At 45.3% G+C, this 25,351-nt stretch carries 20 protein-coding genes and 1 tRNA gene; 14 read left to right on the top strand and 7 right to left on the bottom strand.

Annotated features, from left to right (window positions below):
- Nucleotides 1-50: 50 nt before the first annotated feature.
- Nucleotides 51-1,346 (bottom strand): transporter, encoded by a 1,296-nt coding sequence (locus FG24_RS04020; protein WP_036301294.1) that lies wholly within the window; start codon nucleotides 1,344-1,346, stop codon nucleotides 51-53.
- Nucleotides 1,347-1,792: 446 nt separating this feature from the next.
- Between FG24_RS04020 and FG24_RS04015 the strand changes: the two genes are divergently transcribed.
- From FG24_RS04015 to FG24_RS03975, 9 genes are all read left to right on the top strand, one after another.
- Nucleotides 1,793-1,866 (top strand) — tRNA-Gly (locus tag FG24_RS04015).
- 24 nt (nucleotides 1,867-1,890) lie between these two features.
- Nucleotides 1,891-2,751, top strand: coding sequence for a bifunctional hydroxymethylpyrimidine kinase/phosphomethylpyrimidine kinase (thiD, locus tag FG24_RS04010; RefSeq protein ID WP_036303948.1), 861 nt, complete (start codon nucleotides 1,891-1,893; stop codon nucleotides 2,749-2,751).
- A gap of 15 nt (nucleotides 2,752-2,766) precedes the next feature.
- Nucleotides 2,767-3,387 (top strand): thiamine phosphate synthase, encoded by a 621-nt coding sequence (gene thiE, locus FG24_RS04005; RefSeq protein WP_036301290.1) that lies wholly within the window; start codon nucleotides 2,767-2,769, stop codon nucleotides 3,385-3,387.
- Nucleotides 3,384-4,673 carry a glutamate-1-semialdehyde 2,1-aminomutase gene (gene hemL / locus FG24_RS04000; protein ID WP_036301287.1) on the top strand — a complete coding sequence of 430 codons (1,290 nt, stop codon included), beginning with the start codon at nucleotides 3,384-3,386 and terminating at the stop codon, nucleotides 4,671-4,673. Before thiE ends, hemL begins: the two co-directional genes overlap by 4 nt.
- Nucleotides 4,674-4,901: 228 nt before the next feature.
- Complete coding sequence (locus FG24_RS03995; protein WP_235189779.1) at nucleotides 4,902-9,512, top strand: glutamate synthase-related protein; 4,611 nt, start codon at nucleotides 4,902-4,904, stop codon at nucleotides 9,510-9,512.
- Nucleotides 9,513-9,568: 56 nt separating this feature from the next.
- Nucleotides 9,569-10,996, top strand: a complete 1,428-nt coding sequence (locus tag FG24_RS03990) for a glutamate synthase subunit beta (RefSeq protein WP_036301280.1) — start codon at nucleotides 9,569-9,571, stop codon at nucleotides 10,994-10,996.
- 81 nt (nucleotides 10,997-11,077) lie between these two features.
- Nucleotides 11,078-12,142 carry a uroporphyrinogen decarboxylase gene (gene hemE, locus FG24_RS03985; RefSeq protein WP_036301277.1) on the top strand — a complete coding sequence of 355 codons (1,065 nt, stop codon included), beginning with the start codon at nucleotides 11,078-11,080 and terminating at the stop codon, nucleotides 12,140-12,142.
- A gap of 52 nt (nucleotides 12,143-12,194) precedes the next feature.
- Complete coding sequence (locus FG24_RS03980) at nucleotides 12,195-12,605, top strand: PH domain-containing protein (RefSeq protein WP_036301273.1); 411 nt, start codon at nucleotides 12,195-12,197, stop codon at nucleotides 12,603-12,605.
- 19 nt (nucleotides 12,606-12,624) lie between these two features.
- Nucleotides 12,625-13,380 (top strand): DUF6602 domain-containing protein, encoded by a 756-nt coding sequence (locus tag FG24_RS03975; RefSeq protein ID WP_036301271.1) that lies wholly within the window; start codon nucleotides 12,625-12,627, stop codon nucleotides 13,378-13,380.
- Between the two features lie 142 nt (nucleotides 13,381-13,522).
- On the opposite strand, the gene FG24_RS03970 is transcribed toward FG24_RS03975, so the two are convergent.
- Nucleotides 13,523-14,263 (bottom strand): dienelactone hydrolase family protein, encoded by a 741-nt coding sequence (locus FG24_RS03970; RefSeq protein ID WP_036301267.1) that lies wholly within the window; start codon nucleotides 14,261-14,263, stop codon nucleotides 13,523-13,525.
- Between the two features lie 326 nt (nucleotides 14,264-14,589).
- Here FG24_RS03970 and thiS point away from each other — a divergent pair, with 326 nt between their 5' ends.
- From thiS to mltA, 5 genes are all read left to right on the top strand, one after another.
- Nucleotides 14,590-14,793 carry a sulfur carrier protein ThiS gene (gene thiS / locus FG24_RS03965; protein WP_036301265.1) on the top strand — a complete coding sequence of 68 codons (204 nt, stop codon included), beginning with the start codon at nucleotides 14,590-14,592 and terminating at the stop codon, nucleotides 14,791-14,793.
- Nucleotides 14,794-14,838: 45 nt separating this feature from the next.
- Complete coding sequence (locus tag FG24_RS03960) at nucleotides 14,839-15,642, top strand: thiazole synthase (protein WP_036301263.1); 804 nt, start codon at nucleotides 14,839-14,841, stop codon at nucleotides 15,640-15,642.
- 196 nt (nucleotides 15,643-15,838) lie between these two features.
- Entirely contained in the window at nucleotides 15,839-16,261 is a 423-nt protein-coding gene (locus tag FG24_RS03955; protein ID WP_036301261.1) for a lysozyme inhibitor LprI family protein, read from the top strand.
- A 74-nt stretch (nucleotides 16,262-16,335) separates the two neighbouring features.
- Entirely contained in the window at nucleotides 16,336-16,719 is a 384-nt protein-coding gene (gene apaG, locus FG24_RS03950) for a Co2+/Mg2+ efflux protein ApaG (protein ID WP_036301259.1), read from the top strand.
- Between the two features lie 61 nt (nucleotides 16,720-16,780).
- A complete protein-coding gene (gene mltA, locus FG24_RS03945) occupies nucleotides 16,781-18,061 on the top strand; it encodes a murein transglycosylase A (RefSeq protein WP_036301257.1) in 1,281 nt (426 codons plus the stop codon).
- Nucleotides 18,062-18,156: 95 nt separating this feature from the next.
- On the opposite strand, the gene pqqA is transcribed toward mltA, so the two are convergent.
- From pqqA to FG24_RS03925, 5 genes are all read right to left on the bottom strand, one after another.
- The gene (gene pqqA, locus FG24_RS12495) at nucleotides 18,157-18,228 is read right to left on the bottom strand and encodes a pyrroloquinoline quinone precursor peptide PqqA (protein WP_012777389.1); all 72 of its coding nucleotides are present in this window, start codon (nucleotides 18,226-18,228) and stop codon (nucleotides 18,157-18,159) included.
- Between the two features lie 159 nt (nucleotides 18,229-18,387).
- Nucleotides 18,388-20,646, bottom strand: coding sequence for a lipopolysaccharide kinase InaA family protein (locus FG24_RS03940; RefSeq protein WP_081880935.1), 2,259 nt, complete (start codon nucleotides 20,644-20,646; stop codon nucleotides 18,388-18,390).
- Between the two features lie 6 nt (nucleotides 20,647-20,652).
- Entirely contained in the window at nucleotides 20,653-22,617 is a 1,965-nt protein-coding gene (locus FG24_RS03935; protein WP_036301255.1) for an LTA synthase family protein, read from the bottom strand.
- A gap of 88 nt (nucleotides 22,618-22,705) precedes the next feature.
- The gene (locus FG24_RS03930) at nucleotides 22,706-24,055 is read right to left on the bottom strand and encodes an MFS transporter (RefSeq protein WP_036301251.1); all 1,350 of its coding nucleotides are present in this window, start codon (nucleotides 24,053-24,055) and stop codon (nucleotides 22,706-22,708) included.
- Between the two features lie 64 nt (nucleotides 24,056-24,119).
- Entirely contained in the window at nucleotides 24,120-25,349 is a 1,230-nt protein-coding gene (locus FG24_RS03925; protein ID WP_036301249.1) for an amidohydrolase family protein, read from the bottom strand.
- Between the last annotated feature and the right edge of the window lie 2 nt (nucleotides 25,350-25,351).

Below are 25,351 nucleotides of genomic sequence, written 5' to 3'. Positions count from 1 at the left end.
CTGACACTAAAGTCGGTAGTTACTAGGAGATGTATTACAAAGTGGTCAGTTTAGAAGTTATACGGGAACTTCATGCCTACGGTTACATCCGGTGCGTCAGGCGTTACCCCCACACCAACGTTGGCGACCATTGAAAGATGGTCTGTCATGGCATAAGTCACACCAAAATTAAGTGAACCAGCGCTTGAGTCACTACCAACAACGCTTACCCAGCTTTGCCCATCGGCTTTAATCCTAGATTTTTGTGTAAAGCGATGTGCGTAAGACATGCTCATGCTCATGCGTTCATTCAATGCAAAAGCCAAGCCGCCACCTAATTGATAAGCATCACCTAAATCAATTTCACCAGAGGTGCTTACATTTGGCTGACCGCTAATGTCATCAAATTTTCGGGTAAAGTTGTGCGCATAGCTAACATTGGCAAATAGAATCGCTGGATCTATGGTTTTAACGAAAGTTAAGCCAGAAGATAGTGTCCATACGCCATTACCTGTAGGCAGGTCGTCGGGAACAACCAAGTTAGAGTTGCCTGGGTCTGTTCTAAGTTTAATGCCATATGGATCTTTGCCCGTAGGTGCTTTTACACGCACATTCCACACTACGTCAGGGGTTGTAGGTGTTTCGGGGAAGATGCGGTAGTAAGCACCGGCACTTACATCACCTAAGCCAGCATTGCTGATATCACGCTCACTTAGTGTTGAAGCGCTACCGCCAGCCGCACCGCCGGACTCATAGGTTGAGGCGCGGTAGAGGAAAGGTAAATTGAGGTCAAATTGAAGGCGGTCAGTTACTCCATAACGACCAGTGAGGTCAAACTGGGTAATGTCTGATTGAATGCGGTCAAGGTTAATATTACCAAGGAAAATAGCATCTAGTGCCAAAAAGCCTTCTAGTGTCAGTTGGCGGCGATCGGTATGGCTGTAGCTAACGCCAGCCTCTAAGGTGAATGTTTTATTGAATAAAGCATTTTGTTCACGATAAACCGCTTCAGCACTACGAGAGGCTGGCGCTTCTTTGATGACTGGTTCATTGGCTTCTGATGCCGGCGTTCTTTCACCGCTTGCGCTAGGAGCAGTATCCGTATCAGCAACGACCATTTTTTTATTCACAGCGTGCATTGGTCTAGCTTGCCCTTGCCCAGAGGTTTCAAGCTGCTGTAGTCTTTGTGCTAAAGCTTGTAGCGCAGCGCTCTGTGCTTCATAGCGGCTGTTTAGTTCACCTAGTTCTTTGCGTAGCTGTTCTACATCTTGTGTGCCAGCAGAGGCCTCACCGGACCATGCATTTGTTGATAAGCATGCGCTTATTGCTAATGTAATAGCGCTTAATTTATATACCCTCATGTCCATTATCAATCTCCTGAAAATAAATCATCACCGCTACTTCTGTGCCAGTTGTTTCAAAAATAATTATTGCTAAGTAAATAAGCGAATTGCATTTTAACGATGCATTAAACTAGCACCTACGCTTTATTAAATGCTGGTCTTGATGATGACTTATCTATGACGCACCAATAAACCACATGCATAACAATGTTAAATCGCATTATGCAATAAAATTAGGCTTTGTAGTCAATAGTTTGTCTATAGAAATATTAAAATATTAGGTATGCATCGCCAATGCTACTGTATTGAGTGCCAGCCTTCCTAAGTTTTAAGTAAACACTTAATTTAACTAAACACTTGGATGCTTAAAGTGTGATTACTCGTTTGCTAGGTTTAGTGCTTGCGTGATTGGTGGTAAAATACGCTAGCAGGTTAAGTGCTGTTCGCATGATGCCTGAGTAGTTATTTCTGCGGGTGTAGTTCAATGGTAGAACGCTAGCTTCCCAAGCTCGATACGCGGGTTCGATTCCCGTCACCCGCTCCAACTTTAGCGATTAGCGATTATATTATGGCAAACCAAGCCCCCCCATCAGTGTTGACATTCGCAGGTACGGACCCAAGTAGTGGGGCTGGGCTGCAGGCGGATATTCTTACGTTTGCCAGTATTGGTTGTCATCCGTTATCAGTAGTGACGGCAATTACTGCGCAGGATACCGTTGGTGTTGATGGCGTGTTGGCCATGGACCCAGATTGGGTCAATGATCAGGCGCGTGCGATTTTAGAGGATGTGCAAGTTTCAGCGTTTAAGCTGGGGCTGTTAGGCTCGGTTGAAAATATTGCGGTGATTGCTGAAATCATGGCAGATTACCCCGATATTCCTTTGCTAATTGACCCTATCTTAACTTCTGGGCGTGGCGATGATTTAAGTAATGATGAAATGATGGAGGCAATGGTCGAGTTGCTGTTTCCACAAGCTACATTAATTACCCCTAATAGTTTAGAGGCGCGTAGGTTCGCATTTGCTGATGAAGCTGAAGAGGTAGGATTGACTTCTTTAGATGAGAGCGCTGCACGCTTGCTGGCAATGGGTAGTGAGTATGTATTGATTACAGGTACGCATGAACGTACCGCTGAAGTGACCAACACCCTATATGGTGAAGATAAGCTGATTAAAGCTTATAAATGGGAGCGCTTAGCTGGCAGTTACCATGGCTCAGGTTGTACGCTCACCAGTGCAATTGCTGCCTGTATGGCACATGGTCTTAGCATAGAAGATGCTGTGCTAGAGGCACAAGAATACACATGGCAAACCCTTAAAAATGGCTTTAGACCAGGCATGGGTCAGTACATTCCAGACCGTATGTTCTGGGCGCGCGATGAAGAAGATCCAGTCATCAATAGTGGTGATGGCAGTGTTAAAACGCACTAGGCTCTAATAATAAGTATGTCGGCAATTAAAGGGCTTTACGCAATCACGCCAGATGAGCTGGATACGGATATCCTGCTCGCTAAGGTTGTGGCCGCATTGCAGGGTGGTATTGGTGTTCTGCAGTACCGCAATAAGCTCGCAGATCATAAGCTGCAAACCCAGCAGGCTCGTGCCTTGCTACCTTTGTGCCGTCAATACCAAGTGCCATTTATTATTAACGACTCCATCAAGCTTTGTCTGACATTGGATGCAGATGGCGTGCATTTGGGCGCAGATGACGGCAATTTGGCAGAGGCGAGAGCGAGATTGGGCGCAAATAAAATCTTGGGCGCCTCTTGTTATAACCGTTTTGATTTGGCGTTTTCTGCACAGCAGCTAGGCGCAGACTATGTGGCGTTTGGTGCTTGCTTTGCTTCAAATACCAAGCCAAATGCGCCAGTAGCAGGGTTGCATTTGTTTACACAGGCGAAAGCAGAGTTGAATGTTCCTGCCGTAGCAATCGGCGGTATTACTTTAGAAAACGCACCGTTAGCGATAGTCGCCGGTGCAGACTCCGTAGCAGTCATCAATGCAATTTTTAATGCAGATGACGTAAAATTAACCTCTCAACAATTTACAAAGCTATTTCAATCATGACCTCAGCCAATCAAGCCCTTTTTGAAAAATCACAACAACTTATTCCCGGTGGTGTTAATTCGCCAGTGCGTGCGTTCCGCAGCGTAGGTGGTACGCCTATATTTTTCAAAAAGGGCTTAGGCTCTAAGCTGTGGGATGTCGATGGCAAAGAGTATATTGATTACATTAACTCTTGGGGTCCAATGATTGTTGGTCACGCGCATCCGGATGTGATTGGTGCGGTACAAGCAGTTGCAGCCAATAGCCTATCTTTTGGCGCGCCGACTGGTCTGGAGCTGGAGATGGCGGTGCTTATCAATAAGTTGGTGCCGAGCATGGAGCAAGTGCGCTTAGTGAGCAGCGGCACAGAAGCGACCATGAGTGCGATTCGCGTGGCGCGCGGCTTTACCGGCCGCAATAAATTAGTGAAATTTGAAGGTTGTTACCATGGGCACTCAGATGCGCTATTGGTGAAAGCAGGCTCCGGCTTGCTCACCTTTGGCGAGCCTAGCTCAGCGGGTGTGCCGGCAGAAGTGGCCGCTCACACCTTAACGCTGGAATATAACAATACGCAGCAATTAAAACAGTTGTTCGCAACCGCGGGTGATGAAATTGCCTGTGTGATTATTGAGCCGGTGGTCGGCAATATGAATCTAGTAGTGCCGCACGCAGAGTTTCTGCAAACCTTGCGCGAGCTTTGTACGCAACACGGTGCGGTGCTGATTTTTGATGAAGTGATGACTGGCTTTCGTGTGCATTTGGGCGGTGCGCAGGCGTTATACGGCATTAAGCCGGATATGACGACTTTGGGTAAAGTGATTGGTGGCGGCTTGCCAGTGGGTGCCTTTGGCGGGCGTAAAGATATTATGCAATGCTTAGCGCCATTGGGTGCGGTGTATCAGGCTGGTACCTTGTCAGGTAACCCAGTTGCTGTGACTGCTGGTTTAGAAACCTTGAAGCTGATTCAAGCGCCGGATTTTCATACCAAACTTACCGCAAAAACTAAAAAACTGGTGGATGGCTTGGTGGCTGCGGCAAAAGAGGCTGGCGTGGTGTTTAGTGCACAAAGTGTTGGCGGCATGTTTGGTTTGTACTTTAGTGAGCAGTGTCCGACTAGTTTTGCAGAAGTGATGCAGGCCAATAAAGAAAACTTCAATCAATTCTTCCACAGCATGTTGGACTCCGGTATTTATTTAGGGCCATCTGCATTTGAGGCGGGCTTCGTGTCTGCTGCGCATACGGATGACGATATTGCCGTTACCTTGGCTGCGGCTAAAAAAGCATTTGCAGCAATTGCCGCTCGCTAGTGTTCCCGGCAAAGCTAGCTTTGTCTAATTTGCTTGCTTGAAGGTTATTGATAAAAAAATATTTATCTTTCAGCCCTATCTTATTGAACTCATAGGCATTTAGCGGTAAACTTGAAGGTTCCGCTAAATGTTTTGTGATTAGATAATATGGCAACAGATTTAAGTAAGCAAATTGGTTCTGAAAACGCACTGGCTGCACACGATGATGTGGCTTCAGTTAATCCTGATATGTATTCAGGTCGACCAGCGAAACAAGGTTTATACAGACCTTCTAACGAGCGCGATGCTTGTGGTGTTGGTTTTGTAGCGCATATTAAAGGCAAGAAAAGTCACGATATCGTGCAAAAAGGCTTGGAGCTTTTAACCAACCTTACGCACCGTGGTGCTACCGGCTATGATCCTAAATTGGGTGATGGCGCTGGTTTGTTGATGCAAATGCCAGACGCATTTATGCGCAAAGAAGCTGCGAAGCTCGGTATTGAGTTGCCGGCTGCTGGCCAATATGCGGTAGGTAATGTATTTTTACCGCAAACTGCAAAAAATCGCGAAGCCTGTGAGGCCTTATTTACAACAATCGTTGCAGAAGAAAATCAAACATTGCTAGGCTGGCGCGATGTGCCAGTAGATAACAGCAACATTGCGCAGGCTGCACGTGACGTAGAGCCAACCATGCGCCAAGTGTTTATCTCAAGCACTGTTGCTGACCAAAACGTATTTGAGCGTAAGTTATTCGTGATTCGCAAACGCATTGAACATGCGGTCCGTGCACTTGAGTTGCAAGACAATGCAGCGTTCTATATGCCTTCCTTGTCATCACGCACCATTGTTTACAAAGGCATGTTATTAGCCAACGAGGTGGGTATTTACTATACCGACCTTAACGATGAAAGCATCGTTTCAGCACTGGCTTTAGTACACCAACGTTTCTCAACCAATACATTCCCAGCGTGGGATCTAGCGCACCCGTTCCGCATGATTGCGCATAACGGTGAAATCAATACCGTACAAGGTAATGTTAACTGGATGGCTGCACGTCATGAGGCGATGCGTTCAACGGTGATTGGTGAAGATTTAGAAAAACTATGGCCATTAATCGCTGAAGGTCAGTCAGATTCTGCCTGTTTTGATAACTGTTTAGAGCTGTTGGTTGCGGGTGGCTATAGCTTGCCGCATGCCATGATGATGTTGATTCCAGAAGCATGGTCAGGTAATCCATTAATGGATGAAGAGCGCCGTGCATTCTACGAATACCATGCTGCATTGATGGAGCCATGGGATGGTCCAGCTGCCGTTGCGTTTACGGATGGTCGCATGGTTGGCGCTACGCTAGACCGTAATGGCTTGCGTCCAGCGCGTTACTTGGTGACTGATGATGACATCGTGATGATGGCTTCTGAAATGGGCGTATTGACATTCCCGCAAGAGAAAATCGTTAAAAAATGGCGCTTACAGCCAGGTAAAATGTTGCTGATTGATATGGAGCAAGGCCGCATTATCGATGATGCTGAAGTGAAGCATCAGTTGGCAACAGCCAAACCATACAAACAATGGATTGAAAAATCACGCTACTTTTTGAGCGATATGCCAAAAATAGATGGTCATCTAGAATTAACGGCTGATTTGCTAGATACACAGCAAGCATTTGGTTACACACAAGAAGACATCAAGTTTATCTTGCAGCCTATGATACAAAGTGGTGAAGAAGGCTCAGGCTCTATGGGTAACGATGCTGCATTGCCGGTGTTGTCAGCTAAACCAAAAGTCTTGTACAACTACTTCAAACAGTTATTTGCACAAGTGACTAACCCGCCAATCGACCCGATTCGCGAAGAGTTGGTGATGTCTCTAATCACTTTTATTGGCCCTAAACCAAACTTGTTGGGTGTAGACGAAACGACTCCACCAATGCGTTTGGAAGCTAGTCAGCCTGTGTTGATGTTGGACGAGTTGGAGCAATTAAAAGCAATTGCTACCTTGACGCAAAACCAATATAAATCATTGGTATTGGACATTACCTACCCAGCAGTACAAGGTAAAGCTGGTATGGCGGCCGCGGTTGCTAGCATTACCAAAGCGGCATCTGATGCCGTCCAAAATGGTTTTAATATCTTAATTTTATCTGATCGTAACGTAAGCGCTGATCGCGTAGCGATTCCTGCCCTATTAGCTTGTTCAGCAACGCACGAGCATTTGGTAAAAGTAGGTTTAAGAACCAGCACTGGCTTAGTGGTTGATACCGGTTCAGCACGTGAAGTGCATCACTTTGCCTTATTGGCAGGTTACGGTGCAGAGGCTGTCTGTCCATGGCTCACCTTTGAGACCATTAAAGACATGGCATTAGATAGCTACACTGCTAATAAGAACTTTGTGAAAGCAATCAGTAAAGGCCTGTATAAAGTCATGTCTAAAATGGGCATTTCTACTTACCAGTCTTACTGTGGCGCTCAAATTTTTGAGGCAATTGGTTTAAATAGTGAGTTTGTTGAGCAGTACTTTACTGGCACGGTTACTAATATTGAAGGTATCGGTTTAGATCAAGTATCTGAAGAAGCTGTGCGTTTACATACAGCAGCTTTCGGTACAGACCCAGTGTTAGCAAACCACCTAGAAGCTGGTGGTGAGTATGCGTACCGTGTACGCGGCGAAGAGCACACTTGGACCCCGGAATCAGTAGCTAAATTGCAAAATGCGACACGTACCGGTAAATATGACACATATAAAGAGTACGCTAAGTTAATTAACGATCAATCACGCCGTCATATGACGCTACGTGGCTTGTTTGAAATCAAACCAGCTGCTGCGGCGATTCCTTTAGAGTCTGTTGAGTCTGCAAAAGAAATCGTTAAACGTTTTGCTACAGGTGCGATGTCATTGGGTTCTATCTCAACTGAAGCGCATGCGACTTTAGCGATTGCGATGAACCGTATTGGCGGTAAATCTAATACCGGTGAAGGTGGTGAAGACGCTAAACGCTTTATCCCGGTAACCAATGCAACTACCATGGCTGATGTGCTGGGTAGCAAGCTGATTGAGAGCAACATCAATCTAAAAGCTGGCGACTCAATGCGCTCTAGCATCAAGCAAGTAGCATCAGGCCGTTTCGGTGTGACTGCTGAGTACTTGGCGAATGCAGACCAAATCCAAATTAAAATGGCACAAGGTGCAAAACCGGGTGAAGGTGGCCAATTACCTGGCCATAAAGTATCAGAGTACATCGCTAAATTGCGTTTCTCTGTACCAGGCGTAGGCTTGATTTCACCTCCTCCACACCATGATATTTATTCAATTGAAGACTTGGCGCAGCTGATTCATGACTTGAAAAATGCCAACCCGAAAGCTTCTATTTCAGTGAAATTAGTATCTGAAACTGGCGTAGGTACGGTTGCAGCAGGCGTGGCAAAAGCAAAATCTGACCATATCGTGATCGCAGGTCATGATGGTGGTACCGGTGCATCGCCAATTTCATCAATTAAACATGCTGGCGCACCATGGGAGCTAGGTCTCTCTGAAACACAGCAAACTTTGGTATTAAACCAATTGCGCGGCCGTGTGGTGGTGCAGGTTGATGGCCAAATGAAGACTGGCCGTGACGTAGTGATCGGTGCTCTATTAGGTGCAGATGAGTTTGGTTTCGCGACAGCGCCGCTAGTGGTTGAAGGCTGTATCATGATGCGTAAGTGTCATTTGAACACTTGCCCAGTTGGTGTTGCTACACAAGATCCAGAATTGCGTAAACGCTTTACAGGTCAACCAGAGCACGTGGTGAACTACTTCTTCTTTGTAGCTGAAGAAGTGCGTGAATTAATGGCTTCTATGGGTATTGCTAAGTTTGACGACTTAATCGGCCGCCCAGATTTGTTGGATATGCAAGCAGGTATCGACCACTGGAAAATCAGCGGTTTAGATTTCAGCAAAGTATTCCATCAACCAGATATGCCAGCTAGCGTGTCACGTAAAAACAATGACGTGCAAGACCACGGCTTGGTGAATGCACTGGATAACAAGTTAGTAGCACTAGCAGCACCAGCGCTAGAAAAAAGCGAGAAAGTTGTGTTGGATATTGCAATCACCAATACTAACCGTACTGTAGGTACTATGCTGTCAAATCAGGTAGCTACGCGCTACGGTAACGCTGGTTTACCGCATGATACTATCCATGTGAACTTCACTGGTACTTCTGGCCAAAGTTTTGCTGCATTCCTGGCTAAAGGCATTACTTTTGACCTAACAGGCGAAGGCAATGACTATGTAGGTAAGGGGCTATGCGGTGGCCGTATCGTGATCAAACCGCCAAAAACATTCCGTGGTATTTCACACGAGAACATTATTGTGGGTAACACCGTAATGTTTGGTGCAACTACCGGTGAAAGCTATTTCAGCGGCGTGGCTGGTGAGCGTTTCTGTGTGCGTAACTCAGGCGCTACCGCAGTGGTTGAAGGCGTTGGTAACCACGGTTGTGAATACATGACGGGCGGCACGGTGGTGGTGTTAGGCGTGACTGGTCAAAACTTTGCTGCGGGTATGAGTGGCGGTGTGGCTTATGTTTACGATGAAGACGGTTTATTTGCAAAACGTTGCAACATGGGCATGGTGTCTTTAGAAAAAGTAGAGCATATCGACAATGTCGCAGCAGATGCTGTTCATCATCTTAACCAACCTGATGAAGTGACATTGCTCGCTCTAATCAACAAGCATCTTGAGTACACTGGCAGCGAGCGCGCAAAAGCGATTATTGCTGATTGGGATAACATGCGTGGCAAGTTTGTTAAAGTGATGCCAAATGAATATAAACGCGCCTTGATTGAATTGGCTGAAGATAAAGCGCTAGTAGCGGCCTAGAGTCGCTTTTAATATGAAACAAGTAAAGAGACTCTTTTGGGAAAAGGCTTTATAGTATGGGTAAAGTAACGGGATTTATGGAATTTGAACGTCTGTCCGAGGCATATTTGCCAGTACAGGATCGCGTTAAGAATTACAAAGAATTTGTACTGCATTTAACAGATGACCAAGCGAAGCAGCAAGGTGCGCGCTGTATGGACTGTGGTATTCCATTTTGTACAACAGGTTGTCCAATCAACAATATCATTCCTGACTGGAATGATTTGGTGTATCAGCAAGACTGGCGTAGTGCGATTGATGTATTGCATTCAACTAATAACTTCCCAGAGTTCACTGGCCGTATCTGCCCTGCTCCATGTGAAGCAGCATGTACGTTGAACATCAATGCGGATGCTGTTGGTATTAAATCAATCGAGCATGCAATTATTGATAAAGCTTGGGAAAACGACTGGGTACAACCACAAGTAAACCCAAATAAAACTGGCAAAAAAGTAGCTGTGGTGGGTTCTGGCCCTGCTGGTTTAGCCGCTGCGCAACAATTGGCGCGCGCTGGTCACAGTGTAGTGGTATTGGAAAAAAACAGCCGTATCGGTGGTTTGTTACGTTACGGTATTCCTGACTTCAAAATGGAAAAATCGCACATTGACCGCCGCATGGCACAAATGGAAGTGGAAGGCGTTGAGTTCCGTGTTAATCAGCACGTAGGCGAGAACGTGAATGCTGACGAGTTAGTGGCTGAATTTGATGCTGTGGTATTGGCTGCAGGTGCAGAGCAACCACGTGATTTGCCAGTCACTGGCCGTGAGTTGGATGGCGTACATTTTGCGATGGACTTTTTAACACCGCAAAATAAAGTGGTGGCTGGTGATACTATCCCTGACCAAATTAAAGCCACAGGTAAGCACGTGATCGTGATTGGTGGTGGTGATACAGGTTCTGACTGTGTGGGTACCTCAAACCGTCATGGCGCAGTCAGCATTACGCAGTTTGAGTTGATGCCACAACCACCTGAAAAAGAAAATAAAGAACTAGTATGGCCAAACTGGCCATTAAAGATGCGTACTTCAAGCTCACATGAAGAAGGCGCTAGCCGTGACTGGTCAATCACTACTAAAGAGTTGATTGGCGAGAATGGTAAAGTGGTTGCACTAAAAGGCGCGCGCGTGGAGTGGATTGACGGCAAAATGACCGAAGTTGCTGGCTCTGAATTCACCATTCCTGCAGATTTAGTATTCTTAGCGATGGGCTTTGTGTCACCAATACAAAAATTGCTTGAAGCGTTTGGCGTAGAGAAAGACAATCGCGGCAATGCTAAAGCAGCGACTGAAGGCGATGCAAGTTACAAAACCAACAAAGATAAAGTGTTTGCTGCTGGCGATGTACGCCGTGGCCAGTCTTTAGTGGTTTGGGCAATTCGTGAAGGCCGCCAGGCTGCGCGTGCAGTAGATGAATTTTTAATGGGCTCATCAGTATTGCCACGTTAAGTTAACGCTACAGTATGACAATGTAAAAATAAAGGATGCAAAGTAAAACCACTTTGTGTCCTTTTTTATTTAGGTAATCAAATGAATCAATTAAAAAACGACACGTTCTTAAAAGCGCTGATGCGCCAACCAACGGATTACACACCAGTGTGGATGATGCGCCAAGCTGGACGCTATTTACCTGAATATCGTGAGAGTCGTAAAACAGCGGGCAGTTTCTTACAGCTTTGTAAAAATGCACAATTTGCGACAGATGTAACACTGCAACCTCTAGACCGCTATCCATTGCTTGATGCTGCAATTCTGTTTTCAGATATTCTGACTGTGCCCGATGCCATGGGCTTGGGTTTGTACTTTGAAGAAGGTGAAGGTCCTAAGTTCGAGCGCACCTTGCAGCAAGAGGCTGATATTCAACAGTTAGTCGTGCCAGACATGGCAAAGCTGCAATATGTGTTTGATGCGGTGAGCAGCATCCGCAAAGCATTGGATGGCCGTGTACCTTTAATTGGTTTTTCAGGCAGTCCTTGGACACTCGCCACTTATATGGTGGAAGGCAAAGGCGGTACTGATTTTTTGACCACTAAAAAGATGGCGTATGCGCGCCCTGACTTATTGCACCATATTTTAGAAACCACGGCGCAGACCGTGATTCAATATCTGAATGCGCAAATTATGGCCGGTGCACAAGCTGTGATGGTTTTTGACTCATGGGGCGGTGCGCTTTCACACAACGCCTATACTGAGTTCTCACTCAATTACATGCAAAAAATTGTGAATGGTTTAATTAAAACCAATGATGGCCGTAAAGTGCCTAGTATTGTATTCACTAAAGGCGGCGGTTTGTGGCTGGAAGCACAAGCAGAGATAGGTGCAGATGCCTTGGGCTTGGATTGGACTGTGGATATAGGTAGCGCACGCCAACGTGTAGGCGATAAAGTGGCATTACAAGGCAATTTAGACCCAGCCATTTTGCTATCAACCCCTGAAGCTATTGAGACGGATGTGGCTAGGGTCTTAGCCAGTTACGGTAACGGCAATGGCCACGTATTTAACTTAGGTCATGGCATTACACAATGGACGCCGCCAGAAAATGCGGCAGCGATGTTAGAGGCAGTGCGCAAGCATAGTCAGCAATATCACCTATAACTGAATCAAGATTTGGGTTGCACTTTTAAATCGACTCATAAAAAGGAAGAATATGACTAGTTATATCGATGGTGCATTAATTAAAGATGAACGGGTAATTTATGTGGGCCATATTAGTTTATGGTCACTGGCTCCGTTAATTGCACTTGGATTTCTTACCGTGTGGATATTTGGTTTAGGGCTCATTTTTTGGGTGGCGGCATATATTCGGTACAAAACCACAGAGCTTGCTTTCACCAATAAAAGAGTCATCGCAAAGTTTGGTTTTATTAGTAGAAGTACAATTGAACTCAACATCAATAAAGTTGAAAGCATTCAAGTGCAGCAAGGGATACTCGGACGTATTTTTAACTTCGGGACATTAATTATTTCTGGAGCGGGCAATCCACAGGCGCCTATTCTTGGCATTTCAGAACCAATGGCATTCCGTCGCGCATTTATGGAAGCCCAAGATAGTGCTTAATTTTAGTTAGTTATCTCCAATGACCACCAAGCACTTTGAGTTCATCTCGAGCAAGATCTCCGCGGCAAAGCACAGCGCCAAAAGCTTAAGCTCTGGAGTTGGTCACCGCGGGATGGAAGGGGAAATTCGTGAACTCGCGATGAAAGAATGCGTAGAGCCATTCCTTACTCAAAGCTACTCATGTGGGAATGGGAAAGTAATTGACTCATACCAGTCAATATCGGACCAAATCGACCTGATCGTCTACCACCGTAAGGTGGCGCCACCAATTCTAATAAGCAGAGACCTTGGCCTGTTTCCAGTCGAGTGCGTAAGGTACGTTTTCGAAATAAAATCCACTCTTACCGCGACAGAGGTCAAGGACGCAAACAAGAAATTTCGGTCTGTCCGTGACCTAAGATCATTCCCAAGAACAAGTTCGGACGGAAAAAAGACGCATGGCGCGCTTCCAACGACTGTGTTGCTCGCCTTTGAATCAGATATAACAGGGTCAGAAATTGAACGCTATGTGAAGCACACGTTAGATGAGACTCCTCCGTGTACTGTCTTATGCGTACTAGGTAAGGGCTACTGGTTCTATGACGGGGCTTCGAAGATGTGGCACGGTACAGAGACCACGAACTTGGATGCCAAGAATATCGAGTTCTGTATGTTCATTACTGGCTTTATGAATACCCTGGCCGCAGAAGAGACTTCAATACAGCCGTTTACCCCAGGGGTATATGTCAATGTCGATGATGCAATACTTAAGGTGGTTGGTGCGCCAGATGCTTAATCCTCCCCTCAAGCGGACCTTGGACTTGCCATAAGAAGTAGGCACATCAGTCTAACTTTTGGGGAGATTGAAATTAAAAAACCTGATCAAGTGATCAGGTTTTTTTAATGGATCAGACTTACAATTAAACGAATGAATTGTATTACTGATGTAACGTACGGCTAAATAGATTTAACGCCAGTTGGTAGCCAATCATTGCTGTTTGCGCATCATAACGTTCGCCTTCATCACGCATAAACGCGTGCTGAGCATTAAACTCATGCCATGTGAATGTGATGTTAGTGTCACCTAGCTGTTTATAAACATCAGCACGACCAGCTGCAGGGATGTGCGGATCTTGTTTACCCCAAATCATCAATAGCTCGCCTGTAATGTCGCTGAGGCGTTCCATGCTGTGTTGACCTGGTTTGTTAGGAATCACTTGTGTGTGCAGGTCTGTCGCGTAGAAGCATGCAGTGCCTTTAACTTCAGGTTGTAATGCGGCGCGGAAAGCTAAATGCCCGCCGATGCAGAAACCCATTGCACCAATGTTACCGTTATACCAAGCTTGTTGCTTCACAAAAGCGATCATGGCGGCGTTATCAGTATCATAACCCTCAACATCTTTTGCTGATTTATCTGCATTGCCTTTATCGCGGCCGGCATCGTCGTAACCTAATACCGTGCCGATAGGGTTAAGCTCATGGAATACTTCAGGCACGAGTACAGCATAGCCGTGGCTGGCAATCACTTTAGCGGCACGTTCAATCGGGCCGGTTTGCTGAAAAATCTCTGAATAGAATAAAACAGTAGGATATGTTCCATCGCCTGTTGGGCGGTGAATATATGTGCGCATGACACCGGTAGGTGTGTTAATGTCAGCAATGTGGCTTTGAATGTTCATGATAGCTCTCTGAATAGACTTCCAAATAAAAAACTCGAGATATTGTACAACGACACACATGTTTTTTGTGGGATATGTGTGCTTTCTAAGCATGTAAATCAAGCATTTGGCGTTGCAAATCAGATTAGTTAAATATTAGAGATAACTAAATTAAGGTTTGCTAAGAGTAGTACAATTTTCGTAAAATGTTGTTTTGAATCTATTTGGATAAACAATCACATATTGTTTATCCAATATCAGGTGAATTGGTATCTGGTGAGTTAGTCAGATGGTCATGATTTCCTGATCTAATCACATAGTGTAATTAATCAGATGGTGCAATTTCTATGCAACTTACAATAAATGGTAAAGCACGCAGTTTTGAACTTGCACAGATGAATGCTGCGCAGTTGGTGGAGCAGCTGGAACTAGTCGGAAAACGCTTGGCAATAGAGCTTAATGGCGAAATCGTACCGCGTAGCCAATTTGCAGACACTACGTTGTCAGATGGTGACAAACTAGAGATTGTCGGCGCAGTAGGTGGCGGCTAGTCAGCACGTTGAGTAGACTCACGATTGTAAAATCGCGATTAATGAATGATGAAGGATAATAAGTTGTCAGATTTATTGAAAATAGCAAATAAGACCTATCAATCACGCTTGTTGGTGGGCACTGGTAAATATAAAGACTTTGCAGAAACCCGTGCAGCAATTGATGCCAGTGGTGCAGAAATTATCACCGTGGCGATACGCCGTACCAATATTGGTCAAACCGCAGGTGAGCCCTCACTTCTGGACTTTTTACCGCCTGAAGAGTTTACTTATTTGCCGAATACCGCGGGCTGTTATTCTGCAGATGAAGCCGTGCGTACATTACGCTTGGCACGTGAACTGCTAGATGGCCATCAATTAGTGAAGTTAGAAGTGCTAGGTGACCCTAACACTTTATACCCGAACATGACGGAAACGCTGGCCGCTGCCAAAACCTTGGTCAAAGATGGCTTTGAGGTAATGGTATATTGCTCTGATGACCCGATTATCGCCAAGCAGTTGGAAGAGATTGGCTGTTGCGCTGTGATGCCATTAGCGTCTTTAATTGGCTCTGGCATGGGCATCTTAAACCCGTGGAATCTGCAAATCATCATTGAAAATGCAAAAATCCCAGTATTAGTCGATGCTGGTGTTGGCACTGCTTCTGATGCGGCGATTGCGATGGAGCTTGGTTGTCAGGGTGTATTGATGAACACCGCGATTGCCGCGGCTAACAATCCAGTGCTAATGGCTAGCGCCATGAAGAAAGCAGTTGAGGCAGGTCGTGAAGCGTATCTGGCTGGTCGTATGCCTAAAAAGCTATATTCAGCGAGCCCTAGTTCACCAACGACAGGATTGATTTCGAAGTAAAGCGACGATGCGTCCTTAGTTTTGTTGCGCATGTTGGCTTTATTGCATGCTATTTAGTGAATTTAGATAGCTGATCTGTAGTCGTATGTAACTATTCAGCCATGTGTTCTGATGACAACATATACGATAGATGATAAGTCTTACATTTTTGCACTTAATAGTTAAGCTTAGAAGCCGTTACATTTGTCGCGAACATATGAACATATTAAAAATTACTACAGTAGCTCTAGCTTTCTTTACGTTCTCTTGCATTACCAATGCAGAGGATACTACGCATCAACATCCAATTGATGTGTGGCTTGATGCTCATATGAGTGACGATTATTCAACTGCTGGTATGCGTAAAACTACAGTTGAGGTTCAAGAGATGTGGGACAAAGAGATGAATGTAGTGTACCGTCGCCTCATGTCTAAATTATCACCAAATCAGCGAGCCATTCTTCGCGAATCACAGCGTAATTGGATTAAGTTCAGTGATTCTGAAGGAAAAGTCATTCTAGAAATAATCGCAGCTCAAGAAGGTACAATACATCAGCTAATGGCCACTGGTTATGGCATGAATTTAGTTCGTGAACGTACATTAAAGCTCATCGCTTATGAGAAAAATCTTGCAAATTAAATCTAACCCATTCAGCGGTATGCTAAAGCGTGCCACTTGTATCTTAATTCAAACGTTAGGCATAGAACACGATCATGAGTAGCGCCAAACATTATGAATGCACCGTAAAAGTGGAGGTCACTTTTATCGCCGAGCAGTCCGATATCGAGCACAATCAATATGCTTTTGCTTACCATGTGACCATTACGAATACTGGCAATGTGTCGGCACAGTTGATTAGCCGCCATTGGGTGGTGACAGAAGCTAACGGCGAGCAAAAAGAGATTAGAGGGCTGGGCGTAGTTGGCGCACAGCCCTTACTTAAGCCTACTGAGCATTATGAATATACGAGTGGCACCTTGATTAACACCCCCATGGGTGAGATGCACGGCACTTATCAAATGGTGGCGGAAGACGGCACACAGTTCGATGCGGTGATTGCTCCTTTCTCACTCGCAATGCCTAGAATATTGCATTAAGTTAAGCGTTTAGCCCTTTATTGCTCAGCATTCAACACCCTATACAAGGCTAGTTATCACAATGAAAAAAATTGCACATCATACCTTGCTCGTATTACTCACACTGCTGGTGATGGCATGTGCAAATAAAAGCATTAAGCCAGTTGCCGCCCCTGCACCACCGCAGGCAAAGTGCGACTGTCCAACTGTTGGGGCGCCGGTGCAAGTGCCAGCCAGTAGTAAGCCTGCTGAGGCAACGGTTGACCAGCAGAAGCAGCTGGCTAAGTTGCCTGATTACAGCTTGTTGCAAACGGCAGACTGGAACGACATTGATGGACTGCAAGTTGATAACTTAAGCTTGGCTTGGCCTGCATGGATGCAAAGTTGTTCAACATTAATTAATAAGCCGGTGTGGAAAGGTGCTTGCACTGCCGCACAAAAGCTCAATAATGACACTGCAAACAAGCCGCAAACACAGGCCGTGCTTAATTACTTTCAGGAACATTTCTCAGTGTATAAAGCGAGTAATCTTGACGGTTCTGAACAAGGCTTGATTACAGGGTATTATGAACCTTTACTAAAAGGCAGCCGCACTAAGTCAGCTAAGTATCCTAACCCACTCTATGCGGCACCGGATGACTTGATTACCGTGGAGCTGGACAGCTTATTCCCCGAGCTGAAATATAAGCGTGTGCGCGGCCGCTTAGTGGGTAATAAGTTAGTGCCTTATTACAACCGAGCAGAGATTGAAACCGATGCTTCGCCGGTCAAGGGACGTGAGTTTGTGTATATCGATGACATTATTGACGTCTTTTTCTTACAGATTCAGGGTTCAGGCTTGGTGCAGTTAGATACTGGCGAGCAAATGCACGTTGGTTATGCTGATCAGAATGGGCATACCTATAATTCAATCGGTCGCTTGTTGATAGAGCGTGGCGAATTGACATTGGCGCAAGCTTCTATGCAAGGTATTAAGAACTGGGCACGTAATAATTTAGACAAGCTACGCGACTTACTCAATCAGAACCCAAGTTATGTATTCTTTAGAGAGCTTCCTGCTGGTTTGCCGGGGCCATTAGGCGCATTAGGTGTACCCATTTTGGCTGAGCGCAGTGTCGCGGTTGATCCTAAGTTTGTACCGTTAGGTGCTCCGGTGTTTTTATCAACAACAGAGCCAAATACCAGTAAGCCTCTAAAACGTTTAATGATGGCGCAAGATACTGGCGGTGCCATTAAAGGCGGCGTTCGTGCAGATTTCTTTTGGGGGGCGGGAGCCAGTGCAGGCGCAAAAGCTGGCGCGATGAAGCAAACCGGTAAGATTTGGGTGTTTTTACCAAAAGACTTTGTGATTAAGGCTCAATAAAATAAACACTTAATCTATCGCTATAGGATGACCTCAATGGTTTGAGGCAAATAAAAAGGGTGCCTATAGCACCCTTTTTATTTATACGTAAGATATTACTTGTTCATTACGTACATTGTAACTTCAAAACCGAAACGCATTTCAGTAGCAGCTGGTGTTGTCCACATAGTAATTCTCCTTTTATATAAATTCGTACCGCATTTGCTTAATTACAATTGCATTACGTGAATGAGATATTACGGCGCCCCAGACTTTGTAGCATGACTTAGTTCATGAATGCAGGGTAATGAAAATCATTAGAAGTGCACTTGTTTGATGGCTGTGGTTTACTTTTTAAACTTCTGTATTAACTTTTTAATGCCTTTGCGGCCAAATTTTCTTTTAAATGAGACTTTAAAGTCATATAAGTAAAATGAAAATTTAATGCCTGGGTTTAGTTTCCTACCGATGTTGGCGAGGTATAAGCCCATGAAGCGCTCGCGCCCTGCCCAGTGCAGTTTATTACACATTCTAGCTAAGTCTGACACACGTTGATTCATCGGTGTGGGGTGCGTATAGAACCGCGCTCGCGCTGTATCAATCAGTGAGAATGACAATTGATTGTTATCTTGCAGTTGCACTAGTACATTGCCGCCTGATAGATCCCTGAAAAAAGCGCCAGTCTGATGCATGCGATGTAAGTATTGTGCCAGCTGTTGGTACACTTCTGTTGCGCGGATGGTGCTGTTTTTTCCGGCAAAATGAAACTCTTTATTGCCTTTTGCAAAGTGCACGAACATTTCGCCTACTGAGCAGTCTGCTTTGACGTAGTCGCAAATATAGAAATTCTGTTTGAGTGTCTTATCACCTTGCTGCTCGAAAAATGCAACGGGATGTGCGGTGCTGATGCCGCGTCTTAACAACTCAACTGCTCCATTCCAGCTGCGTTTGGCTTTGCTTGGCTTGAATCTATCTAAAAATGCCTTATGCGGATACATTTTAACCGGTTGTTTGACGGTTATTTGTGCTTGCGTATCGCGTGGGTCAGGTAACGCCCATATTGCATTGCGTGCATGGCGCAATGCACTGGTTTTTTGCGGGCTAATCAGTTTGCTGGGATGTAACTGCTCACCAATCAGCAAAGCTTCTTCGGCATTCTGTGCCAATATCATGCCAAACCAATTATCTTGGCGAAATGGATAGTATTGCAGTGCTTGAATATGTGCGTGTATCGCTAAGTCTTTAGCCAGTGTGGCAGTGTCTTTTATTTGCACGGCCTGATTTTTTGGCCAGTGTATATAGATAGGCGATTCGCATACGATATGGGTTTGAGCGTGCAATAAATGACCGTCACGGTGCGTGATTGTGGCGGTGTTGATATCGGTGATGTCGTAGATATCTTGCAGTAAGGCTACTTTGCCGTTTATCGTCCACAGTGCATGTATGTCGTGTTCATTGGTCTGAAAGTGATGAATTTCCAGCCCATTGGCACTTGATATTGCTTTGATATATTCAGCACCTTGAATCATCGATGCAACGGTTTTAATGGCATTAAAGCTGGCATGACGCCAGAAATTGCTTTGCTCGCCATCTACGCTGGCATAGTGGGTAACACGCTCTAATGCAGGGTATTCTGCATCTGTTAGCCCGTCATCGATTAAGCCTTCGCGCTGACAGATAAATGCACCCCAAAAGGCTTGGTCTAACGCACCAGAGGCTGCGTTGAGCAGCATGTAACGTGCTGCATAGTCTGCCTGTTTTTGTTCGCCATCAGGCAGTAGACGTTGAATGCGATAGATTGCCCAAAATGCCACTGGAGAAATAAAGCGTTGGATGCCAAAGTCTTGGCCAATCTTTTTCAGTAAGCGTGCTTTTTTAATCAGATTAAACTTTAATACAGTTGCCCAGCGGTATTTTAATATGCGGTGATCAAAGCGTTCTGGCTCCGACACGCGCTCGGAAAATAGATTGTTGCTGTGGGTATCTGGTAACTGCTGCTTGGCTTTCAGCAGGCTTAAGATGCCGATGTTGTATATCGGCTCAAAGTCCGTGACGTTTGGGCCAGCCAGTTCGATATCATGTTGTTTGATGGTGGTGTAAGCAATATTCCACGCCGCAAGGAAGCCATCAACCGTGTAACCTGCCCAACGTTTTCTATTGATGGTGTTACCGATTTCCACACGCATCACATCGCGCCCAAAACGATTGAGCACATTATTTAAGAAGCTTTGCCAAGCGTCCTGTTCTGCCTTGTTTTCCATATTTTTTGCATGTATAAATGGCTGTATCAAATGCAGGGTGACATGAAACCCGTCATTAATTAAGCGTTGCAGAAAGCGTGCGTTAAAGCTTTCTAAATCACCATAGGTGAAGTCCAAGCGCACTTGGTTGATGCCTAATGCGCGTAATTCTGCAATGACATAATCATCCATCGTTGGGTCAACTGCGGATGCAACACAAACACCGATAAAATTGGCTGGAACAGTATGGTGTTCTGCTGGCAAGTGAGCATTTTTTTGCCTAATTTTGCCAGTTAGTATGTAGGCAAGCCCTTTTCTAACAATAGGCCATGTGAGCATGCTACGTTGTTTAATTGGATTATTCATGCAGGTTTACGGTAAATGGTAACGCTGTTCGTTGTATAAAAGGTCCGGCAGCAATACGTTTGCCAAGGCGCGCTCTTCAAGCAGTTTTGCATTGGCTGGCGCTGGTACTTCCGCCAGTTTTTTGGTTTTAGTGTCGTATAAGCCGTGCGCCGGTGCTTTGCCTGAGCGTAATACCACTACTTGTTTGCCTAGCGCACTCTCTTCCATCCAGCCATAGTTTTCATTGTATTGCATCATGGCGCGGCCTGGGCTATCAGCTGCAATACTGGATAAATCGCGCCCTGTCATGGGGTGCTGGCCGTGTACGCCCATCAGTGACAGCATGGTCACTGGCAAGTCTAGTTGGCTGGCAAGCCCAGTATAGCGCTGCGGTTTGATGCCTGCGCCTAGAATCAGCGCGGGAATATGAAAGCGCTCTATCGGCACTAAATCAGCACCACGCACCCGAATATCATGATCGGCAACAATCAGGAACACCGTATCCTGCCAATAGGCGCTTTTTTGTGCTTTTTTAAAGAACTCGCCGATGGCGTAGTCTGCATATTTCACTGCATTGTTATCTGTGCTTTTGGGTTGTTCGTACAACTCAATACGGCCATCCGGGAACTCGAATGGTGAATGGTTGGATGACGAGAATGCCAGCGTGAAAAATGGCTTGCCTGCTTGGTGGTGCGCCAATAATTGCTCGTGAGTCTTGTTGAGCAAGTCTTCATCTGACACGCCCCAGCTACTTGTAAATACTGGGTTTTTATAATCTTTTTGATCTACGATATAGTTAAAGCCGTTACCCATGAAGAAGCTGCGCATATTGTCAAAATGTGACTCTCCCCCATAGATAAACTCAGTGTGGTAGCCTTGTTTTTCCAATAATGCAGCAATGCTGAAAAAGTTCTTTTGTGATTTGGATAACTTAACCGTGCTGTCGGCCGGTGTTGGCTGAAAGCCAGTGACCACAGCCTCAATACCGCGCACGGAGCGGGTGCCGGTTGCATATAACTGTTCAAACCAGATGCCTTGCTCTTTTAGTCTCTCTAAGTTGGGCGTTACTGGAACGCCGCCTAAAGACTCCACAAAGGTGGCGCCTAAACTTTCTTGCAGAATAATCACCAGATTGAGCGGCTTATCACGTTTATTGCTCGGATTAAGCGTGGTGAGTGTGGGAAGATCCGCTTCTTTGGCGCCAGTGATTTTAAAAATGTCTTCACGTGGCATTTTGCCGTAGATGTCGCTCGACTTGGTTTCCTTCATCAGGTTGTAGGTTGCATATACCACAGAGTAGCCTGAATTAAGGACTAGGCTATTCACCATGCTATCTGCTGTGATGGCAAATAAGGCAGGGTTGGCAGGGCGATGGCCCAAGGTAGAGCGGATGCCAAACGCAGTTAATATAAAGACGAGCGGCCATACCAACCATAACTTTTTATTAGACCAACTAGATTGCACAGTTAACCAAGGGCGCATGAAGCTGTGCACGAGCCACCCTGCGAATACGACCGCACTTAATGCTGAGAAGATTTCAATCTTGAAGCCACGCCATAGCATGCTAAATACTTCGTTTGGATATTTAAGGTATTCAACAAAAATTCGATTTGGCCGTACGTCATATTCGCCAATAAACCCTGGGGTCGCCGCTTCTAGAAACACTAATAAAACCAGCGCGATTGATACCCAAACATAAGTAAATTTTTGCCAAATCTTAAATAGGCGCTGGGTGGCTAAAATTGGCGCGAGTAATAATGGAATTAACGCGATTAGACACAGTTGGATTACGTCTACGCGTATGCCTTGCACCAAAATCTCTATTAGCTTTCCTGTGCTGGTCACACGGTCAAACTTCCATAACACTAAGCCAACACGTGCCGCAGATAGCATGAGCAGGCCTAGTATCAACATGGCAATGAATGGCGCAAACGGACCTAGTTTGGAGGAAAGCTTCCAGATGGAGAGGTGCAGTTTTCTGATTAAAGACATAGTTGCGTAATGATGAAAAGATAGTGATGAAAAATAGTTTTGCTATTATAAGGTTAAAGATATTTTTATGCCTGTTGTTTAGAGGTGTTTATGAATTAGGTTTCAACCAAGTAATACAAGACCTTAAGTAAACTGGCTGTCGAATGCATAAATAAATCATGATGATGACATTGAGCAGTGCTGTGACTAAAAATAACTGGGGAATGTTCAATCCCATATTGAAAATGTACACAGAAAATAGCGCTGAAATGACCATAAATAAGGCATTTAGAATGTTGTTAGCCGCAATCACACGTGATTGATGGCTTTTCTCAGCATGGGTTTGGATAAATGCATATAGCGGCACAATATATAAGCCACCAAACACACCAATCAATGCGATATCGGCAAGTAAGCGCCAATAAGTGAAGATTAAGTGTCCATCTGCATCGTAGTGCTTTGCAATAAATGCCGTGTAATCCAACAACACTTTATTGTTTAAGCTTTCATAGATGCTGGTGCTGGCCAAATATAAATCAACGCCGAATATAGTTAAGCCTGACGCGCCAAACAGTACCAGGCCCAGTTCGACCTTCCCTTTAGAGAGTTTTTCACACATGAGTGAGCCTATGCCTATGCCCAATGAGAAAATAGACAGTAACAAAATAAACAGGCTTTCATCACCATGCAATATGTTTTTTGCAAAGTTAGGGAATTGCGCCAGTAGCGTCGCGCCATAAAACCAGAACCAAGAAATGGCAATAATGGTGAGCCAGATGGCTTGGTGTTGCCAGATAAACTTGATACTTCTATAGGTTTCGGTGATCGGGTTCCAGTTGATACTGAGTTTTGGGGCAGCTGCAGGTGAGTTTGGCACGCCGCGGCTAGTCCAGTAGCCTAGTATGGCGATGCCTAAAACGGTGATGCTGGTTAATGCCGCATGTTCGTTCTGCATGGCGAGCCATGCGCCAAGCACTTGCCCAAGTAGAATTGCAACAAAGCTTCCCATTTCTACCATGCCGTTGCCGCCCACAATTTCATGCTCGTTCAAGTGTTGCGGCAAGTAGGAGTATTTCACTGGCCCAAATAGTGTGGAATGCATGCCCATCATCAATAATGCCGTGGCTAACAGCCAAATGTTATGTAGAAAAAATCCAGCGCTGGCAAACAACATGATGCCAATCTCAAATACTTTAACTAAACGGATGATTTGTGACTTTTCATATTTATCTGCCAATTGCCCCGCGGTGGCAGAGAATAGAAAAAATGGCAGAATGAATAAACCCGGCAGCAAGGTCGCTAGTGTGCTGCCGTCTATCGTGGTGAGTTTGGCGGTGTGAAATGCCACCAGTGTGATTAGTGCGGTTTTAAAAACATTGTCATTAAATGCACCTAAGAACTGGGTAAAGAAAAATGGACGAAAACGCTTTTCTCGCATCAATTGAAACTGGTTGCTCATGGGCCTGGCCTTTTGTTATTGGGTTTATTTTGAATCTTTATTGGTTAGGGAATATGTCATCTAGCTATGCATTAGTCGTGGCATTATCAAAAAATGCTCTGGTTTCAAAAACTTTGCGGCCAAAGCTAGCGCCATTAAATTGGATGAGTCGTTTTACGGCAAAATCAAACATCAATGGGTTGTAGTCGCGTAAGGTTTGTAAGAATAATAAGTGTGACTCCTCCAATAACCCTGCGCGAAACAATTGTTTGGTGGAGACTAATGGCAATATACCGGGTAATGGATAGTCAGAACCGTTGAGTAAGCGGGCATGCCAATCTGGGCGCTGCAGTAATGGTTTAATCACCCAAGCATGGTTAATTAAAGTAATGGCTGATATCTCACCGAATGCTAGTTCTGCATAGGCAGGCGTATCCATGATTCTTGTAAATAGCTCAAAACTTTTGATGGTTTTTCCATGGTTATCCAAGTCATCGTCATTGCCATCACTGGCGCAATGTGCGAGTACCACACGCACACCAGCATCCAGTGCGCGACGCATGTGTAGTGGGTTGCCAAAAGATTGGTCACCGCCCTGTACTGCACTTTCACGCCCAGTATGGCTGATAATCGGCATGTTAAATTCTGCTAGCTTTTGGTAAAACTTGTCACATTTAGGTGAGCTTGGATCTATACCCATACCAGAAGGCAGCCATTTAATTGCACGCGCGCCGTTAGCTTTCGCACTTTCTAATGCGTCAATCGCATCTGGCCGATAGGGATGGATGGATGCGACCCATTCAAAGTGTTGCGGATACTGTTTGGCAATGCTCTCAGCATAGCTATCAGGAATGTGAAAGATAGAGTGCGCTTTTTCGGGCTGGCCTTGTGCGTTATGCGTCCAGTCAAACGCAAATAGCATGGTTTTGTAGCCAGCAGGCATGTTAGCGGACAAATCTACCATGCGGGCGATGAAGGTTTCATCTTCGCGTCCGCTAGTAATACAGCCGCCATTCATGTAGAAATCTTTTTGAATTTTCAAGATGGGGTGCGACCAGCTATCCATGTCCGGGTTGTACCATACACCACCACCGTTATCTCCTGCGCCGATAATGTGGGCATGGGTATCCCATACTTGTGCGGCATCTATATCCCCCCATATTTTCTGCATCAGTGGATGCTGCTTTAATTCATCCGGTAAATGGCTGAAACATGGGTTGGTGAAGCCTGATTCCGGCCAATATCTCGCGCCGGCAATGGTAAGGCCGCTGGCACCAATGGCTGATAGCCCAAGTAAAAATTGTCTGCGGTTCATCG

This window comes from Methylotenera sp. L2L1, assembly GCF_000744605.1.
Taxonomy (GTDB): domain Bacteria; phylum Pseudomonadota; class Gammaproteobacteria; order Burkholderiales; family Methylophilaceae; genus Methylotenera.
Note: the sequence above shows the minus strand (reverse complement) of the source record. Positions and strands in the feature narration are given on the sequence as shown.